Source organism: Enterobacter sp. HSTU-ASh6 (assembly GCF_026319105.1).
Taxonomy (GTDB): Bacteria; Pseudomonadota; Gammaproteobacteria; order Enterobacterales; family Enterobacteriaceae; genus Enterobacter; species Enterobacter sichuanensis.
In genome coordinates, this window is record NZ_WSPD01000012.1 from 119,506 (window position 1) to 135,894 (window position 16,389).

The 16,389-nt window shown below is 54.5% G+C and carries 20 protein-coding genes; 9 read left to right on the forward strand and 11 right to left on the reverse strand.

Annotation, left to right across the window (positions count from 1 at the left end; translation table 11 throughout):
• Window positions 1–252 precede the first annotated feature (252 nt).
• Window positions 253–501, forward strand: a complete 249-nt coding sequence (locus GM298_RS15815) for a GlsB/YeaQ/YmgE family stress response membrane protein (protein ID WP_008500746.1) — start codon at window positions 253–255, stop codon at window positions 499–501.
• Between the two features lie 129 nt (window positions 502–630).
• Here GM298_RS15815 and GM298_RS15820 read toward each other — a convergent pair whose 3' ends face one another.
• Together GM298_RS15820 and GM298_RS15825 are read right to left on the reverse strand one after the other, a co-directional pair.
• The gene (locus GM298_RS15820) at window positions 631–729 is read right to left on the reverse strand and encodes a YoaK family small membrane protein (RefSeq protein WP_049003319.1); all 99 of its coding nucleotides are present in this window, start codon (window positions 727–729) and stop codon (window positions 631–633) included.
• A 45-nt stretch (window positions 730–774) separates the two neighbouring features.
• The gene (locus GM298_RS15825) at window positions 775–1,803 is read right to left on the reverse strand and encodes a sensor domain-containing diguanylate cyclase (protein WP_025758194.1); all 1,029 of its coding nucleotides are present in this window, start codon (window positions 1,801–1,803) and stop codon (window positions 775–777) included.
• A 308-nt stretch (window positions 1,804–2,111) separates the two neighbouring features.
• Here GM298_RS15825 and GM298_RS15830 point away from each other — a divergent pair, with 308 nt between their 5' ends.
• Entirely contained in the window at window positions 2,112–2,366 is a 255-nt protein-coding gene (locus GM298_RS15830) for a DUF333 domain-containing protein (RefSeq protein ID WP_025758195.1), read from the forward strand.
• Between the two features lie 80 nt (window positions 2,367–2,446).
• Window positions 2,447–2,752 (forward strand): hypothetical protein, encoded by a 306-nt coding sequence (locus GM298_RS15835; protein ID WP_025758196.1) that lies wholly within the window; start codon window positions 2,447–2,449, stop codon window positions 2,750–2,752.
• Here GM298_RS15835 and GM298_RS15840 read toward each other — a convergent pair whose 3' ends face one another.
• The gene (locus GM298_RS15840) at window positions 2,753–3,097 is read right to left on the reverse strand and encodes a DUF488 domain-containing protein (RefSeq protein WP_025758197.1); all 345 of its coding nucleotides are present in this window, start codon (window positions 3,095–3,097) and stop codon (window positions 2,753–2,755) included.
• 101 nt (window positions 3,098–3,198) lie between these two features.
• On the opposite strand from GM298_RS15840, the gene GM298_RS15845 reads away from it, so the two are divergent.
• Complete coding sequence (locus GM298_RS15845; protein ID WP_266154479.1) at window positions 3,199–3,906, forward strand: CTP synthase; 708 nt, start codon at window positions 3,199–3,201, stop codon at window positions 3,904–3,906.
• A gap of 31 nt (window positions 3,907–3,937) precedes the next feature.
• On the opposite strand, the gene GM298_RS15850 is transcribed toward GM298_RS15845, so the two are convergent.
• Window positions 3,938–5,125, reverse strand: a complete 1,188-nt coding sequence (locus GM298_RS15850) for a CynX/NimT family MFS transporter (RefSeq protein WP_266154481.1) — start codon at window positions 5,123–5,125, stop codon at window positions 3,938–3,940.
• Between the two features lie 99 nt (window positions 5,126–5,224).
• Here GM298_RS15850 and GM298_RS15855 point away from each other — a divergent pair, with 99 nt between their 5' ends.
• Window positions 5,225–6,016: an AraC family transcriptional regulator gene (locus GM298_RS15855; protein WP_025758201.1), complete on the forward strand. Its 792-nt coding sequence runs from the start codon at window positions 5,225–5,227 to the stop codon at window positions 6,014–6,016.
• On the opposite strand, the gene GM298_RS15860 is transcribed toward GM298_RS15855, so the two are convergent.
• On the reverse strand, window positions 6,000–6,446 hold the full coding sequence (locus GM298_RS15860) for a DUF441 domain-containing protein (protein ID WP_008500737.1): 447 nt from the start codon (window positions 6,444–6,446) through the stop codon (window positions 6,000–6,002). The two genes, GM298_RS15855 and GM298_RS15860, sit on opposite strands and share 17 nt — an antisense overlap.
• A 144-nt stretch (window positions 6,447–6,590) precedes the next feature.
• Here GM298_RS15860 and yoaI point away from each other — a divergent pair, with 144 nt between their 5' ends.
• A complete protein-coding gene (gene yoaI / locus GM298_RS15865) occupies window positions 6,591–6,695 on the forward strand; it encodes a small membrane protein YoaI (protein WP_010430055.1) in 105 nt (34 codons plus the stop codon).
• A 21-nt stretch (window positions 6,696–6,716) separates the two neighbouring features.
• Here yoaI and GM298_RS15870 read toward each other — a convergent pair whose 3' ends face one another.
• The 3 genes from GM298_RS15870 to yeaG all read right to left on the reverse strand — a co-directional run bounded on the left by GM298_RS15870 (window position 6,717) and on the right by yeaG (window position 10,605).
• Window positions 6,717–7,217 (reverse strand): YbaK/prolyl-tRNA synthetase associated domain-containing protein, encoded by a 501-nt coding sequence (locus GM298_RS15870; protein WP_025758202.1) that lies wholly within the window; start codon window positions 7,215–7,217, stop codon window positions 6,717–6,719.
• A 95-nt stretch (window positions 7,218–7,312) separates the two neighbouring features.
• Entirely contained in the window at window positions 7,313–8,596 is a 1,284-nt protein-coding gene (locus tag GM298_RS15875; protein ID WP_047958303.1) for a YeaH/YhbH family protein, read from the reverse strand.
• A 74-nt stretch (window positions 8,597–8,670) separates the two neighbouring features.
• Window positions 8,671–10,605 (reverse strand): protein kinase YeaG, encoded by a 1,935-nt coding sequence (yeaG, locus tag GM298_RS15880; protein ID WP_025759338.1) that lies wholly within the window; start codon window positions 10,603–10,605, stop codon window positions 8,671–8,673.
• Between the two features lie 431 nt (window positions 10,606–11,036).
• Here yeaG and GM298_RS15885 point away from each other — a divergent pair, with 431 nt between their 5' ends.
• Window positions 11,037–11,783: a MipA/OmpV family protein gene (locus GM298_RS15885; protein WP_025759337.1), complete on the forward strand. Its 747-nt coding sequence runs from the start codon at window positions 11,037–11,039 to the stop codon at window positions 11,781–11,783.
• An 85-nt stretch (window positions 11,784–11,868) separates the two neighbouring features.
• On the opposite strand, the gene GM298_RS15890 is transcribed toward GM298_RS15885, so the two are convergent.
• Together GM298_RS15890 and gapA are read right to left on the reverse strand one after the other, a co-directional pair.
• A complete protein-coding gene (locus GM298_RS15890) occupies window positions 11,869–12,753 on the reverse strand; it encodes a D-hexose-6-phosphate mutarotase (RefSeq protein WP_045285250.1) in 885 nt (294 codons plus the stop codon).
• 72 nt (window positions 12,754–12,825) lie between these two features.
• The gene (gene gapA, locus GM298_RS15895; RefSeq protein WP_014831506.1) at window positions 12,826–13,821 is read right to left on the reverse strand and encodes a glyceraldehyde-3-phosphate dehydrogenase; all 996 of its coding nucleotides are present in this window, start codon (window positions 13,819–13,821) and stop codon (window positions 12,826–12,828) included.
• Between the two features lie 341 nt (window positions 13,822–14,162).
• On the opposite strand from gapA, the gene msrB reads away from it, so the two are divergent.
• A complete protein-coding gene (gene msrB / locus GM298_RS15900; protein WP_025759332.1) occupies window positions 14,163–14,576 on the forward strand; it encodes a peptide-methionine (R)-S-oxide reductase MsrB in 414 nt (137 codons plus the stop codon).
• 41 nt (window positions 14,577–14,617) lie between these two features.
• Entirely contained in the window at window positions 14,618–14,890 is a 273-nt protein-coding gene (locus GM298_RS15905) for a YeaC family protein (RefSeq protein WP_025759331.1), read from the forward strand.
• 51 nt (window positions 14,891–14,941) lie between these two features.
• Here the strand turns inward: GM298_RS15905 and GM298_RS15910 are convergent, their stop codons facing one another.
• On the reverse strand, window positions 14,942–16,195 hold the full coding sequence (locus tag GM298_RS15910) for a glycoside hydrolase family 18 protein (protein ID WP_266154488.1): 1,254 nt from the start codon (window positions 16,193–16,195) through the stop codon (window positions 14,942–14,944).
• Window positions 16,196–16,389 lie beyond the last annotated feature (194 nt).

Below are 16,389 nucleotides of genomic sequence, written 5' to 3' on the forward strand. Positions count from 1 at the left end.
AAATACTGGAAGCAATGTGAGCAATGTCGTACTGAATACCTGAGTATTTCTCTCAACTATTCAGTATTGAGAAAGATAATCTTTCTCAATAAAAGATGCAACCCTACATTTCATGTGGTGCGATCTGTCCGCTGGCTAATCGTTACGCACTCTCTCGTTGTGATGCTTATCACGAATTTCCTTTCTCAGATCCTGTGCTATTCTTTTTTGTGTCGTTGATTTAATGACAAAAACCATACAGAGAGGAACGTTATGGGAATTTTATCCTGGATTATCTTTGGGCTTATTGCGGGTATTCTGGCGAAGTGGATCATGCCGGGCAAAGATGGCGGTGGGTTTATCGTCACCGTAATACTGGGTATTGTCGGCGCGGTAGTCGGCGGCTGGATCAGTACGTTGTTCGGGTTTGGCAAGGTCGATGGCTTTAACTTCGGTAGTTTCGCCGTCGCGGTGATTGGTGCACTGGTTGTTCTGTTTATCTACAGAAAGATCAAAAGCTAAGCCCTGTAAGCGTTAAAAAAGGCTGCCAGATGGCGGCCTTTTTACGTTGCGGGTTTACCACCAGCCAAGCTGCGTGCCGGCGAATACCGCGAGGGCAACGATCAGCATAATGACGGTTGTTTTGCGCATTTATGCTCCTGGAGCCGCATAACCGCCGACAAAAAACCATGTTAAAAAGACCACCGCCGTTATAAAAATAACGACCGGGAAGAGGATCCCTATTCTCATACCATCACCTGTTTCGGTTTCTATAACGCCGTAGAGTGTACGGGGTTAATCCATAGTGAGAAAGCGTGTTTTGCTTTTTCCTTTCTTATCCTGATACATCGCGACGTCCGCGGCACGTAATGCGCTGTCCGGATCGGTTGCGCCTGGGTCAACTTCGATAACGCCGAGGCTGGCTCCCGGATAGATAATGTGAACGCTGCCCAGCCAGTATTCACCGGCAATACAGGCGCTGAGACGCGTTTTGAGCAGGGTGACCTGCGTGATATCGCCTTCACTGTGGGGCTGGCCCAGCGACGCCACCAGAAACTCATCACCACCCAGCCTGCCAATGATGTCGTCCTGCTGCTTTCCTTCCGTCAGACGCTTGCCCACTTCAACCAGGAACTGGTCACCGGCTTCGTGTCCATAACGGTCGTTAATCAGTTTGAAATCATCCAGATCGATAAACGCGATGATGGCGTTACGCTTCAGGTGCCGGGCCAGCGAAAACAGGGTGGTCAGATCCTCAAACAGGGCACGACGGTTGGGTAAACCGGTCAGGGCATCGGTATAAGAGTGCGCAATGAGGGCCGCGTTGGCTTCGCGAAGCTGGGTGACCAGCGACTCCTTCTGGATGTACTGGCCAATCAAACCCGCGAATAATCTCAGCACCTGCTCACCGCGCTCGCTGAGGGGTTTCTTCGCCGTGCTGGTGGCGCAGAGCGTTCCGTACAATGAACCATCGGCAAGATGGACGGGGATGCTCATATAGGTAGTAATGCCAAGCGCTTTTGCCGCTTCACATTCAGGCCAGCGTTCGGGGACGTCGTTACTGAACAGGGTATCGCTATCCAGCGCGCGCTTGCACAGCGTTTCATCCCAGGGAACGCTCAACCCTTCGGGGATCGTCATCTGCTTGCTGTTGCGGGCGTAGAGGATATGCTGCAGCCGGGCCTGGATATCCACTTTAGTGAGGTAAGTTGACTCCATGTCGGTCACGATCTCCAGCATCTCCAGTAACTGACGAACGAGGCTTTCAAGGGATTGTTCAGTGGCGAGGGTTTCTGAAACACGGGCAAGGATAATATCCGACATGACGTAGAATGACTCCCAGGCAGAAGACGTCTGCATCTGCATGTTATGCTGAATTTTTAGGCTTCAGCCATAGTAAAACATGAATATAAAAAATTTAATATATGCGCGGGTTGGGGGAGAGGGCGAAAAAAGCCCCGGCGTTGAGGACCGGGGCAAAGACATCTTGATTACGGAATGATGTTCTCTGGTCATATCGAGAACATTCCGCACTATAGGCTGGAAAAGTGCAGTTAAAATGGAGAAATCATGGAGAACGCGGCGCTGGCCCGTTACCCTTAGCCTGTCATGATGTCAAAAGGATCAATAAGATGAGATTTCTGCTTCTGGCCCTTGCGCTACCGCTGGCGGCCTGCACGACAAAAACCACCCCGCCGGATGCCCCTCAGCCACCGCATGCTATCGGGATGGCTAACCCGGCTTCCGTCTACTGTCTGGAAAAAGGGGGAGAGCAGATCCCGATCCAGAGCCCACAGGGCGTGCGCACGGAGTGCAAATTACCCGATGGTAAAGTGATCGATGAATGGGACCTCTACCGTCGCGATCACCCGCAACCCGCCAGGTGACAGCGGGGCCGGGATTGCGATACACTTCTCTTTAGGATTATTCTTAGCCAGTTTCTGGCCATCGTTATCGTGAGAGAAGTATGTTTCAGCTTAAACCGGGCAGCATGGCGTTAATCGTGGGTGCCCGCACGGCGTCAGGCCGTCGCAATATTGGTAAATCTGTTGAGTTATTTGGCCTTTGCCAACCCGGCCTGCGCTTCGTTAACCCGGTTAACGGCGTAATGACACAATTACCCGCCACGGCAGATCGCGCACTTTGGCTGGTGACGGGTGATGTCTACGCCTTTGACAATCAGCATGGCTTTGCGTTTGTTCGCGCCGAACATCTGATGCCGCTCAACCCGGATGAAGCACCGCAGATTCTCGGTGAACTCACCGTCAGCTGATTACAGATGGCGCAGCCAGTCAGCTAAGACCTGCGCGTGATTTTGTTCCGTGTTTTTGGCAGCAAACAGCAGCGTGACGGTCTGCTTTTTGGCCCGCGCCGCCAGACGCATGCCGTCGTCCACATGCTGCGCCAGCTCTTCCCGATAGGCCTGACTGAAGGCCGCGAAATCAAGAGTTTCGCTGTGAAAGGCCTTGCGTAATTCATTCGACGGCGCGAGCGCTTTACACCATTCATCATAGGCGAGGTCCGTTTTTTTAACCCCGCGCGGCCACAGTCGGTCCACCAGCACCCGGTAGCCGTCCTCCGGGCTAGCCTGTTCGTATACCCGTTTGCATTGAATCATGATCCTACCCTCCCAATTTAAGGTATTGTGATAACTGCAAAAGATCGGTAGTCTGAGGTTCCTTATGTTATCTGATAATTCTCTGGCATAAGGAACCTTTCATGGAACACCTCCCGGTTAAAACGACGCTGCGCATTGCGCTGGTTGGCGACTACAATCCCGTTGTTATTGCGCATCAGGCGATCCCGCTGGCCATTGACGATGCCGCTGCCGTCCTTGACCTCACCGCCGATTACGACTGGCTTGCCACCACGGAGCTCACCAGCCCGGAAGATCTGGTGGGCTACGATGCCATCTGGCTGGTTCCTGCAAGCCCCTATAAAAACACGGAAGCTGCTTTTATCGCCGCGCGCTACGCCCGTGAAAACGGCATTCCGTTCCTGGGCACCTGCGGTGGGTTCCAGCATGCGTTGATCGAGTATGCCCGTAATGTGTTGGGCTGGAGCGATGCGGCACACGCTGAGACGGATACCGAAGGCACTATGGTGATTGCGCCGCTCACCTGCTCGCTGGTGGAAAAAACCGATGCCATTGAACTGCGTAATAATACGCTGATTGCGAAGGCGTACGGCAAACCGGAAATTGAAGAGGGGTATCACTGTAATTATGGCGTGTCGCCGGCCTTTGCCCAGGCGCTGGAGAGCGGTGATATGCATGTCACAGGCTGGGACGATCAGGGAGAAATTCGTGCCGCGGAACTGGTTACCCACCCGTTCTTTGTGATCACCTTATTCCAGCATGAGCGTGCTGCGCTGGAAGGCCGTCCGGTGGTGCTGGTACAGGCGATGCTGCGCGCGGCCCGCGGATAAAAAAGGCAGACCCGAGGGTCTGCCTCCGTATTTAACGGGGCGCGATCTCCCGGTCTCGCCCGGCCAGCATGCCGCAGACGGCCATGATCACTGCGGCCAGCGCGCAGCCCAGAAGCGGGAGACGCCAGTCTCCCGTGGTATCATGAATTTTCCCCATTACCGGCGGGCCACAGGCCGCGAGCAGATAACCAATCGACTGTGCCATGCCGGACAGCGCCGCCGCCTGATGCGCAGAGCTGGCGCGCAGACCGATGAACGTCAGACCGAGGATCATCGTTGCCCCGGTACCAAAGCCAAACACCAGCGTCCACATTACCGCCAGCTCAGGCATAAACCACAGGCCCGCCGCACTCACCGCGCACATCAGCGCCACCGCGCCGGCGATCCCCCGCTGATCCTTCAGACGGTGGAGGATCAGCGGAACGGCAAGACCCGGTACCGCCGTGGCCAGCTGTAAAAGTCCATGCACCGAGCCGGCCTGCGCTTCGCTGTAGCCGTGGCTGAGCAGTATCGCCGGCAGCCAGCCGATGATGACGTAGTAAATCAGCGAGTTGATCCCCAAAAAGAGCGTCACCTGCCAGGCGAGAGCCGAGCGCCAGATGGCACGGTTATGCAGCGCGCCAGCGCCCGTGACCGTCGCGACGTGTTCCTGACGCCACTGAGGCAACCACAGCAGCAGCGCGAGCAGTGGAAATACCATCAGCATCAGCAGCGCGCCATGCCAGCCCGCCGCCCCCTGCGCCAGGGGAACAATCAGTGCCGAGCCGAACGCCGCCGACACGCCCATCGTCAGGGAATAGGCGCCGGTGAGTTTCGCCACCTGGCCGGGAAAGTCACGTTTAATTAACCCGGGTAACAGTACATTGCCGAGCGCAATGCCGCAGCCAATCACCGCCGTTCCAGCGAAAAGCGCAGCGGCGGAGGGCAGGGAGCGCACGGCAATCCCGGCGCAAATCAACAGCAGGGCGATAAACAGGCTGCGCTCCATGCCGATGCGCCGGGCCACACCGGCTGCAAGCGGTGAGACCAGAGCGAAGGCCAGCAGCGGCAGGGTGGTCAGCAGACCGGTTTGCGCCGTGCTTAAGCCATAATCAAGACGAATAGTATCGAGCAGCGGGGCTGCCCCGGTAAAGGTGACGCGAAGCGTCGTGGCAATCATCAGGATGCCTGCGATCAGCAGCACGCCGTGTTTTCCTGAGGTGCGAAGTGCAGTAGTCATTTTGTTCTCATACGTTCAAGCGAGTGCACACCATACCGATTTTCGCGGCGGTTGAAATCAGGCTAAAATGACAGTTTATCGCTAAAATCGGACAACCTGATGATTGGTCTGGGACTGGACGGCTACGATCCTGATAGCCAGCACGATGCGGCCGTCGCATTTCGCATTCGCGTGGTGGCAGAGGAACAATATATTCCGCTTCATCACCACCGCAAGGGACAGCTAATTCTGGCCCTTGGCGGGGCGATCACCTGCGAAGTGGAAAATGCCATGCTGATGGTGCCGCCTCAGTATGCCGTCTGGATCCCCGGCCAGATGCCGCACAGCAACAGAGCCACGCCGGGGGCACAACTCTGCTTTCTGTTCATTGAACCGGGGACCGCGCGGTTGCCCGACCGCTGCTGCACCCTGAAAATCTCTCCGCTGGTACGGGAATTGATTTTATCGCTGGCAGAAAAATCACGTGAACAGTTGCACCTTGCGGCCACCTCACGGCTGGTGAATGTCCTGTTTGATGAACTGCCGCTCCAGCGCCAGGAGCATCTGCAACTGCCCGTCTCACCCCATCCCAAAATCCGGCTGATGAGCGAGAAGATGGCGGAAGAGCCGGCGGCCTGGCAGACGCTGGCGCAGTGGGCAAGCCACTTTGCCATGAGCGAACGCAACCTGGCACGGCTGGTGGTGAAGGAGACCGGCTTGAGCTTTCGCCGCTGGCGTCACCAGCTGCAGTTGATTGTGGCGTTACAGCATTTGATTAGCGGCAAATCAGTGCAGCAGGTGGCTCAGTCACTGGGCTATGACTCGACCACCGCGTTTATCACCATGTTTAAAAAGGGGCTGGGTCAGACGCCAGCGCGTTATATGGCCAGCCTGACTACGACTTCCCGATAAACAGCGAGACAAGACCCGCCGCAATCAGCGGGCCCACCGGAACGCCGCGAAAGAGCGCCACACCCAGCACGGTGCCCACCAGCAGGCCCGCTACCAGCGAGGGCTGGCTGCTCATCAGAGTGACGCCGCGTCCCCCCAGCCACGAAACAAAAATCCCCACCGCGATCGCCACCAGTGATTTCCAGTTGACGAACGAGTGCAGCAGCGTTGAGGCGGGAAGGGTACCGCTGGCGATGGGCGCCATCACCCCAATGGTTAAAATGATGATCCCGATGGTCAGCCCTTGTTTTTCTATCCACGGGAAAAAGGTATTGAGCGGTGTTACGCGCACAATGATAAGCACCAGAATCGAGATGGCGACGGTAGTGTTATGGCTGATAAAGCCGAGCGCGGCGAGCGCCAGCAGAATGAGCAGAGTCGGGTCAAACATAGGGGAATCCTTGCCAGAAAAATGATCCTGCTTACTGTACGCGGAAAAACGGTGGACAGGTTTAAAAAGATTTTTATCGCTGTCATAACCTTGTCATTTACGCGGATTAAAACGAAGGGAGATATCGCAAAAGGGGTCGCCATCATGAACGATCACATGTTTGTCGAAACGCTGATTATCTCCTCATCGTTTTTCGCCATCGCCGTTATTCTGGTCGCTTCCGTGCTGTTTCTGGAAAGAAAAGGCTGACAGGAGCGCCAGCCTGCGCGGTCAAGCTCTGTGGAACGTCACCAGCTCTGGACGGGCGATGCGCAGGTAATCCTGGGTGTCCATAATCACGGATTTCTCCAGCAGACCGGCGTTAAACGCGATTTCGTCAACGCGCTCGAACAGCAGCGGGTCGGCAACCAGCGCCAGATCAGGATGGAAGCTAAAGGGCGGGATGGCGCCAAACACGCAGGCGGTGAGAGCATCGACCTCGGCCGGGCTGGCGAGAGAGGCTTTCAGCCCACCAAAATGGCTGGCAAGCTGGCTCAGGTCGGCCTGCAGATCGGCGGCCAGGATCGCCAGAACGTGTTTTTTTACGCCGTTTCCCTTCACTTTGCACACCAGCGCTTTTGCCCCCTGGCGCAGTTCGGTCCCGCGAATTTCACTTACCGCTTCGCATTTTCCGACCGCCTCATGCTCCATGACGCGAAACCGTGCGCCCTGCTCGGTGAGTAAAGTAATCAGTTGCTGATGGGTTCCTGCCCCAATAACGTCGTCAGTCATAACGCTTTCCCGGTGAAAATCCAGTAGGTAGCTTTCTACATTAGCACGGGATGTACGGGGTCGGAAAACAGCCAGCGGGTTCGCTGGCTGTTGGATTATGCGTTGCTGGTGGCGGACTGCTTGTGGAACAGCTCCCTGAACACGGGATAAATATCATCCTGGTCACGGATGTGCTGCATGGCAAAATTATCAAACATCGACTGCAGATGTTCATACTCCCGCCACAGGGTCTGGTGTGCGCGACGGGTGATTTCGATATAGCTGTAGTAACGCACCACCGGCAGAATCTTTTTCGCCAGAATTTCGTGACACAGCGGTGAGTCATCTGCCCAGTTATCGCCGTCCGACGCCTGCGCGGCATAGATGTTCCACTGCGCCGGGTCGTAACGCTCTTTCACCACTTCATCCATCAGCTTCAGCGCGCTCGAGACGATGGTGCCCCCGGTCTCCTGAGAGTAGAAGAATTCATGTTCATCCACCTCTTTGGCCTGGGTATGGTGGCGAATATAGACCACTTCCACGTTCTTATACGTTCGGCTCAGGAAGAGATAGAGCAGAATATAAAAACGCTTCGCCATATCTTTGGTGGCCTGGTCCATGGAGCCGGAAACGTCCATCAGACAGAACATCACCGCCTGGCTGGAGGGTTCCGGTCGTTTTTCGTAGTTCTTGTAGCGCAGATCGAAGGTGTCGATAAACGGTACCCGGTCGATCTTCGCTCTCAGCTCGGCAATCTCTTTACGCAGGCGCTCCTCTTCCAGCAGTTGCGCCGGCTCGCTGTTTTCCACCACCTTCAGGCTGCTCTCCAGTTCGCGCAGCTCACGACGTTTTCCTGCCGTCATGGCCGTGCGTCGCGCCAGCGAGTTCTGCAGCGAACGCACGACGCTGATATTGGCGGGCACACCGTTGGCGGTATAACCCGCGCGATGGGTTTTGTATTCATTGAGCTGACGGTGCTGATTCTTTTTCAGATTCGGCAGCGCCAGGTCTTCGAACAGCAGGTCGAGATATTCATCTTTTGAGATCTGGAAGACAAATTCGTCCTGACCTTCACCGTCCTGGCTGGCCTGTCCCTGACCGCTTCCTGAACCACCGCCGCCGCCCTGAGGACGCTCAATTCTGTCGTTCTGAACGAAGTGGTCATTACCTGGGTGTACGCGATGGCGCAGACCGCCTCGCCCCTGATGAAACATCGGTTCGCTGATGTCATCGGTGGGGATGGAGACAGACTCGCCGCTGTCGACGTCGGTCACCGAGCGTTTGTTGATGGCCTCGGAGATAGACTGTTTAATTTGCGCTTTATAACGACGCAAGAAGCGCTGGCGGTTCACCGTGCTCTTGTTTTTGCCGTTAAGACGCCGGTCAATAAACCAGGTCATATACCCCCCGTACTGCATTTGCCAACTTGCATTTTGTAGGCCCGGCAGGCGTTTAACGCCACCGGGCACTTGTTTTAAGACGATTTACGCACGCGCAGATACCATTCGCAGAGCAGGCGAACCTGTTTACGGGTGTAGCCTTTCTCCATCATACGATCGACAAAATCGTCGTGCTTTTTCTGTTCATCGGTTGAGGTTTTGGTGTTAAACGAGATCACCGGCAACAGCTCTTCGGTATTAGAGAACATTTTCTTCTCAATGACCGTGCGCAGCTTCTCGTAGCTGGTCCAGTTAGGATTGCGGCCGTTGTTGTGCGCTCTGGCGCGCAGGACGAAGTTCACAATCTCGTTACGGAAGTCTTTCGGATTGCTGATCCCGGCCGGCTTCTCGATTTTTTCCAGCTCCGCGTTCAGGGATTCACGGTCAAACAGCTGGCCGGTATCCGGGTCGCGGTACTCCTGATCCTGGATCCAGAAGTCAGCGTAGGTGACATAACGGTCGAAAATGTTCTGCCCGTATTCTGAATAGGACTCCAGGTAGGCCGTCTGGATCTCTTTGCCAATGAACTCGGCGTATTTCGGGATCAGGTAACCTTTCAGGAACTCAAGGTAGCGTTCAGCCTGCTCTTGCGGGAACTGCTCGCGTTCGATTTGCTGCTCCAGCACGTAGAACAGATGAACCGGGTTAGCCGCCACTTCCGCATGGTCAAAGTTAAAGACACGGGAGAGGATCTTAAACGCAAAACGCGTGGACAGACCGTTCATCCCTTCATCAACCCCGGCGTAATCGCGGTATTCCTGATAGGACTTCGCTTTCGGGTCGGTATCTTTCAGGCTTTCACCATCGTATACGCGCATTTTTGAGTAGATGCTGGAGTTTTCCGGCTCTTTCAGACGCGACAGGATAGAGAAGCGTGACAGCGTTTCCAGGGTGCCGGGCGCGCACGGGGCATGCGCCAGCTCACTGTGGTTAAGCAATTTCTCGTAAATTTTGATCTCTTCGGAGATCCGCAGGCAATAAGGCACTTTGACGATGTAAACGCGGTCAAGGAACGCCTCATTGTTTTTGTTATTACGGAAAGTCACCCATTCAGATTCGTTCGAGTGGGCGAGAATGATCCCGTTAAACGGCAGGGCGGAGATACCTTCCGTCCCGTTGTAGTTCCCTTCCTGGGTCGCCGTCAGCAGGGGGTGCAGCACTTTGATCGGTGCTTTAAACATCTCGACGAACTCCATAATCCCCTGGTTTGCCCGGCACAGCGCGCCGGAGTAACCGTAGGCATCCGGGTCATTCTGCGCGAAGTTTTCCAGCTTACGGATATCGACTTTACCCACCAGAGCGGATATGTCCTGGTTGTTCTCATCCCCGGGTTCTGTTTTCGCGATGGCAATCTGTTCCAGGATAGACGGCCAGACTTTCACCACGCGGAATTTAGTGATGTCGCCGCCAAACTCGTGCAGGCGTTTCGCCGCCCACGGCGACATGATGGTGCCGAGATAGCGACGCGGGATGCCATACTCTTTGTCCAGAATTTGCGCATCTTCCTGCGGGTTAAACAGGCACAGCGGATGGTCGTTGACCGGGCTGCGCTCGCCGTTCGCGCTCAGCACATAGATAGGCACGCGCTGCATCAGCGACTTCAGGCGTTCTGCCAGCGAGGACTTACCGCCCCCCACCGGGCCAAGTAAATAGAGGATCTGTTTCTTCTCTTCCAGGCCCTGAGCAGCATGCTTCAGGTAAGAGACGATTTGTTCAATGGCATCTTCCATACCATAGAACTCTTCAAACGCCGGGTAGCGGGCGACCACCCGATTCGAAAAGAGACGGGAAAGCCGGGGTTCCAGGGCAGTATCAACCATGTTTGGCTCACCAATAGCCATCAATAGCCGTTCTGCCGCATTGGCATAAGCACTGCGATCTTGCCGACAGATGGTAAGAAACTCCTGCAGTGTGAACTCTTCGTCCTTGGCAGCTTCATAACGCTGGCGATAGTGATCGAATATATTCATGGCATGCCGTCCTTTCGTTTTTTAGCACAGGATAAGAGCCGTTCGTATGAGTAGTGGAGGCTCCCGGAAGAGGATCTCTCGCACCTCACTGCCAGAGCAGCAACCTGTGTGCCAGGTCGGACGCTAAGCACCGCGGGGTGTTCAGGAAAACTCTTCTTAAATTAAAGCGTAGATGGCATTTGCAAAACTTGCATGCCGATAAAATCTAATTTCAATGACATATCAATAACTCATCCAAAAATTTCCACTGTGGTGATAAGGCAAATGCCCCTTTTTCATACAGTGGTCATATAAATGAAAGCGGGCTGTCATCTGAAAAGTTAAAAATAATGGGTTAATCAGACTGATTAGCAGGCAAAAAATTTTGGGATGTACGGGAATGGCGGTTACACTTCACCCGCTGATTATTTGACTACAGGAAAGAATGGATTGTGACCAAACTCAAACTTCTGGCATTGGGCATCCTTGCCGCGACCGCAGTAAGTACCGCACAGGCGGAAAGTCAGTGGACGGTTGGCGCGGGCGTTGGCGTCATTAACAGCCCGTACAAACAGTATGACCGTGATCTTTATCCCGTTCCCGTTGTCACCTATGAAGGCGATAACGTCTGGTTCCATGGGCTCGGCGGTGGCTACTATCTGTGGAACGATACGGCCGATAAGCTCTCCATTATGGCTTACTACGACCCAACGCACTTCAAGCCGGGCGACAGCGACAGCCACGCGCTTCGTCAGCTCGACAAGCGTAAAGGCACCCTGATGGCTGGGCTTTCCTATGTGCATAACACCCAGTACGGTTTCCTGCGTACTGCCCTCGCGGGTGACACGCTGGATAACAGCAACGGCTTTATCTGGGATCTGGCGTGGTTATACCGCTACACCAACGGTGCGCTGACCCTGACGCCAGGTATCGGTGTGCAGTACAACAGCGAGAACTACAACGACTACTATTACGGCGTCTCTAAAAACGAGTCCCGTCGCAGTGGTCTGAAAAGCTACAGCGCTGATGATGGCTGGAATCCCTACCTGGAGCTGACCGCTAGCTACAACTTCCTCGGGGACTGGAGCGTATACGGTACTGGCCGTTACGAGCGTCTGAGCGATGAGGTGAAAGACAGCCCGATGGTCGACAAGTCCTGGGCAGGCATTTTCTCAGTCGGTGTGACCTACAAGTTCTGATTGCACTACTAACGTGCAGTCCGTGCATTAAAACGGGGCGCTTGCGCCCCGTTTGCTTTGGTATGGTGCAGAGAAGCGGAATCCCCTAGCGCTTCACAATCTTAATTGTCTGTCCTAAGCGAGAGGGTTTTTCATCGCTCGCTTTCTGCGGCGTGCTCACGCAAGCGGTTTCCACACAGACGAACGTTTTATACCCTTCATCCGTCATGTCGGCCATGCTGACAGAAAGCGCCGGGCCCGGGTTCCAGCCCACCACGTCGCTGTGATGATGATGAACCACTTCGATGCCACGGTTCAGGGCGCCGTCGTGGATCACGCTGCAGGCTTCCGGATGCAGATAGACGCGGTCGGTACGGTCAGGGAAAGTCTGTACCCCGTCGCTCAGTTTACCTTCTTTCGCGTTGTCGACTTTGTCGATATACGTATCGCCAAGGCCGCTCACCTTCACCGCGCCGATGTCACCCACGTGGAAGTAGGTATGCAGGGCAGAGGTGGTTTCGAACTCACCGTGGGCTTCCAGTTCAATTTCACAGGTCTTGCCCAGCTTAAAGCGGGCGTACAGGGTGAAATCATGCGGCCAGAGGGCGCGGGTTTGATCATTCGCCTGAAGTTCAAAGGTCAGCACAGCGCCGTTGTCATCTTCATTATGCGCTTTCAGGGTCCACTGCTGGTTACGGGCAAAACCGTGGGAAGGCAGACCTGGCTGTGCGGACGGGCCAAACCATGGCCAGCAGATCGGTACGCCACCGCGGATGGCTGCCCCTTTTTTAAAAGAGGTTGCATCGCTCAGCCATAAAGCTTCGGCTTCACCTTCCGGTTTCCAGGAGAGCAGATGAGCGCCGTTCAGTGCCACGGAGGCTTTAACGCGCGGATGGTCAACGACGATGACATCGGCACCGTCAATCTGACGGCGGGAAAGCACAGGGGTAAGCTGTTCGACTACCGGAAGTGCAAAAATTTTATTAATCATTAAGCAATCCTCTGTCTTGGCAATAAAAAAGGCGACCGAAGTCGCCTTTTTGGATCAAACACTCATCTCAACTTATTTGGAGATGTGAGCGATCAGGTCCAGTACTTTGTTAGAGTAGCCGGTTTCGTTGTCGTACCAGGATACCAGTTTAACGAAGTTGTCGTTCAGTGCGATACCTGCTTTAGCATCGAACACGGAAGTGCACACTTCGCCGTTGAAATCGGTAGATACAACGTCGTCTTCGGTGTAACCCAGAACGCCTTTCATTGCGCCTTCGGAAGCAGCTTTGATTGCTTTCTTAATTTCTTCATAAGAAGCAGCTTTTTCCAGACGAACGGTCAGGTCAACAACGGATACGTTAGGAGTTGGAACGCGGAACGCCATACCAGTCAGTTTGCCGTTCAGTTCTGGCAGTACTTTACCCACTGCTTTAGCAGCACCGGTAGAGGATGGGATGATGTTCTGAGCCGCGCCACGGCCGCCGCGCCAGTCTTTGTGAGACGGGCCGTCAACGGTTTTCTGAGTAGCGGTGGTTGCGTGAACGGTAGTCATCAGACCTTCGATGATGCCGAAGTTGTCGTTGATAACTTTAGCCAGCGGTGCCAGGCAGTTGGTGGTGCAGGATGCGTTGGAAACGATGTCCTGGCCAGCGTAAGTCTCGAAGTTTGCACCACGAACGAACATTGGGGTGTTGTCTTTGGAAGGACCCGTCAGAACAACTTTTTTCGCACCCGCAGTGATGTGTTTACGTGCAGTTTCGTCGGTCAGGAAGATACCGGTTGCTTCAGCAACAACATCAACACCGATTTCGTTCCATTTCAGGTTAGCTGGGTCTTTCTCAGCAGTAACGCGGATGGTTTTGCCATTAACAACCAGGTGGCCGTCTTTCACTTCAACGGTGCCGTCGAAACGACCGTGAGTTGAGTCGTACTTCAGCATGTACGCCATGTATTCAGCGTCCAGGAGATCGTTGATACCAACGATTTCGATGTCAGAACGTTTCTGAGCAGCACGGAAAACAATACGGCCGATACGGCCAAAACCGTTGATACCTACTTTGATAGTCATATATTCCACCAGCTATTTGTTAGTGAATAAAAGGTTGCCTGTAAAATTACAAAAACCTTACGCAGCGTCAAGCGGAATCGTGTCAATCATTGCGACAAATCAATCCTGTGACTAACGTTTGTGCGACTGACTCGCCTCACTTTCCCTTTGAGCTTGCAACCACATGGGGGCTGCGCCCGGGATTTTAAAGTCCTCTCAGGATAAAAATGTGAACATGATCACAATTGACTGACCGCCTTTTCGCGACACATAAGTTTAGATCAAAAGTGCACGCAAGGGTGTTAATGTTTTGTTAGAATCCGGGTTAAAAGATGTCTGTTTCTACAGCGAGATGTAAGCCTATGTCGAACCAACGTAACCCTGACGATTTGAAAAAAAACCTCACAGAAATGCAGTTTTACGTGACGCAGAATCACGGCACGGAACCGCCGTTCACCGGACGTTTACTGCATAACAAACGCGATGGCGTTTACCACTGTCTGGTCTGTGATGCGCCGTTGTTCAATTCCCAGACGAAATACGATTCTGGCTGCGGCTGGCCGAGCTTTTACGAGCCGGTGAGCGACGAGGCAATCCGCTACCTGACTGACTCATCCCATGGCATGGTGCGCACGGAAATACGTTGCGGCAACTGTGATGCGCACCTGGGTCACGTCTTCCCGGATGGACCACAGCCAACGGGCGAGCGTTTCTGCGTCAATTCAGCCTCCCTGAGCTTCAGCGACGATGAAAACGGCGACCAGATCAAAGGTTGAAAAAACGATTCAGCAAATTATTCCTGCTAAAGGGAGCGATTGTGAATATTGAAGAGATGATTAGCGGCATGACGCCGGAGATTTATCAGCGCCTGGTCACCGCCGTTGAGCTTGGAAAATGGCCTGACGGCGTCGCGCTGACGCCGGAGCAAAAAGAGAACAGCCTGCAACTGGTCATGCTGTGGCAGGCGCGCAATAACACCGACGCGCAGCACATGACCATCGACACCAACGGCCAGATGGTAATGAAGAGCAAGCGTGAGCTGAAAGAAGAGTTCGGCATCACGCCGAAGCCGATTGCCACTTTCAAATAATGATCTCAATGTAGGCCGGGTAAGCGTTAGCGCCACCCGGCACAATACAGCTTAGCGCGGGATCCCCAGCGACGCCGCCAGCTGCTTCGCTAACTGGTTTTCGTCATCCGCGCCATACTCCCAGAACATCGCCCCGGCGAGGCCTTTCGCTTTGATATAGTCCGCTTTGATGGCAACGGAACGTGGGTTCTCATACGAAATCGCAAACAGCGCGTTGCCATCGGCACCCTTCACCGAGAGCCACGGCACTTTCGCCTGGTCGTCCCAGTGCTCTGTAAAGCGCTTCTGCGGATCGTTCAACAGCTTTTTCACGATATCGTTGTACTTCACGTAGGTATCTTTGGTCAGGTCATAGCCGAGTGACCTGAACAATCCGATCTCCTGTGGCCCGAAGTAGGGCTGGGTGACCGGATTTTTTTGTGCGTCGGGTTTGCTCCAGTCAATGCCCGGCTCCACGGCGCGTTTCGGCACGCGGCCATAGAAACCGATCCCAAGGTTCATCTGCTGCGGCTTCAGCCCGGCGGCCAGATAGTTGTTCACCACAAAATCGACGCTGTATTTATCTGCGGCGGCCACCGTCGGCCAGGTGCTGGAGTCATACAAATTGGCGTTGAAATATTGCGTTCCGTACGCCATGTCGTAGGTCATCAGGTTGATGTAGTCGAGCAGGGGAGCGATGGCGGTGACATCCACCCAGCTTTTCGGACTTTCCGCGTTGGCGCCCACCGCAATGGTCACCAGCTTTTTGTCTCCGAAGGCGGCGCGCATCTCTTTTAGCAGGGAGGTGAAGTTATCCCGGTCGGCGGGCTGGCTTGCAACAAGACCCCATGCGCCATTCACCGGGTACTCCCAGTCGAGATCGATCCCGTCCAGACCGTACTTGTCGACAATCTCCTGCGCGGAGCGGATAAACACCGCGCGACTCTCTTTGGTTGCCGCTGCGCCAGAGAAACCGCGTGCGCCCCAGCCGCCGACGGAGAGCAGGACCTTAAGGTTCGGGTTTTGTTTGCGCAGGGTCGGGATGAATGCGAGGTCGGAGGCGACTTTGGATGATAACCAGATCTGGTGCAGCCTGGTCGAGTCTTTCAGCGCGGCGTTGGTTTCGTCTTTTTCGTCGTTATAGATCAGACCAAATGAGTAGTTGAGATGCGTAATCTGGCGGACGTCTAATTTGTTGATGTCGCCACCCGGTCCGGCAGTGACGTCACCTCCGCCGTTAAAGTAGCCTACGGACATCAGGTTACTGGCAGAAGCAACGGAAGCGCACAGCAGGGGCAAAGCTGCCAGCAAAGGCATACGTTTCATACAAGTTCCTCTTTGACATAATAAAATTAACCACGCCACGGAAAAGGCGTGGCGAAAAAACAACCTGATGAGAATAGCATTGCCGCTTCGCTGAGGATGCGAGGGAGTTCACTTTATGGGAGATCGGAGAGGGGTTGCCGGGTGGCGGCTTCGCCTTACCCGGCCTACGCTCGATATATAGGCCGGGTAAGGCG

What these genes read in the sequence shown, in the direction of transcription:
- GM298_RS15860 (WP_008500737.1), bottom strand. Translation starts at nt 6,446, where the DNA reads ATGTTTGACCCGACTCTGCTCATTCTGCTGGCGCTCGCCGCGCTCGGC.
- GM298_RS15820 (WP_049003319.1), bottom strand. Translation starts at nt 729, where the DNA reads ATGAGAATAGGGATCCTCTTCCCGGTCGTTATTTTTATAACGGCGGTG.
- GM298_RS15815 (WP_008500746.1), top strand. Translation starts at nt 253, where the DNA reads ATGGGAATTTTATCCTGGATTATCTTTGGGCTTATTGCGGGTATTCTG.
- yeaG (WP_025759338.1), bottom strand. Translation starts at nt 10,605, where the DNA reads ATGAATATATTCGATCACTATCGCCAGCGTTATGAAGCTGCCAAGGAC.
- GM298_RS15825 (WP_025758194.1), bottom strand. Translation starts at nt 1,803, where the DNA reads ATGTCGGATATTATCCTTGCCCGTGTTTCAGAAACCCTCGCCACTGAA.
- GM298_RS15830 (WP_025758195.1), top strand. Translation starts at nt 2,112, where the DNA reads ATGAGATTTCTGCTTCTGGCCCTTGCGCTACCGCTGGCGGCCTGCACG.
- yoaI (WP_010430055.1), top strand. Translation starts at nt 6,591, where the DNA reads ATGAACGATCACATGTTTGTCGAAACGCTGATTATCTCCTCATCGTTT.
- GM298_RS15840 (WP_025758197.1), bottom strand. Translation starts at nt 3,097, where the DNA reads ATGATTCAATGCAAACGGGTATACGAACAGGCTAGCCCGGAGGACGGC.
- GM298_RS15910 (WP_266154488.1), bottom strand. Translation starts at nt 16,195, where the DNA reads ATGAAACGTATGCCTTTGCTGGCAGCTTTGCCCCTGCTGTGCGCTTCC.
- GM298_RS15870 (WP_025758202.1), bottom strand. Translation starts at nt 7,217, where the DNA reads ATGACTGACGACGTTATTGGGGCAGGAACCCATCAGCAACTGATTACT.
- GM298_RS15855 (WP_025758201.1), top strand. Translation starts at nt 5,225, where the DNA reads ATGATTGGTCTGGGACTGGACGGCTACGATCCTGATAGCCAGCACGAT.
- GM298_RS15890 (WP_045285250.1), bottom strand. Translation starts at nt 12,753, where the DNA reads ATGATTAATAAAATTTTTGCACTTCCGGTAGTCGAACAGCTTACCCCT.
- gapA (WP_014831506.1), bottom strand. Translation starts at nt 13,821, where the DNA reads ATGACTATCAAAGTAGGTATCAACGGTTTTGGCCGTATCGGCCGTATT.
- GM298_RS15835 (WP_025758196.1), top strand. Translation starts at nt 2,447, where the DNA reads ATGTTTCAGCTTAAACCGGGCAGCATGGCGTTAATCGTGGGTGCCCGC.
- GM298_RS15850 (WP_266154481.1), bottom strand. Translation starts at nt 5,125, where the DNA reads ATGACTACTGCACTTCGCACCTCAGGAAAACACGGCGTGCTGCTGATC.
- msrB (WP_025759332.1), top strand. Translation starts at nt 14,163, where the DNA reads ATGTCGAACCAACGTAACCCTGACGATTTGAAAAAAAACCTCACAGAA.
- GM298_RS15845 (WP_266154479.1), top strand. Translation starts at nt 3,199, where the DNA reads ATGGAACACCTCCCGGTTAAAACGACGCTGCGCATTGCGCTGGTTGGC.
- GM298_RS15875 (WP_047958303.1), bottom strand. Translation starts at nt 8,596, where the DNA reads ATGACCTGGTTTATTGACCGGCGTCTTAACGGCAAAAACAAGAGCACG.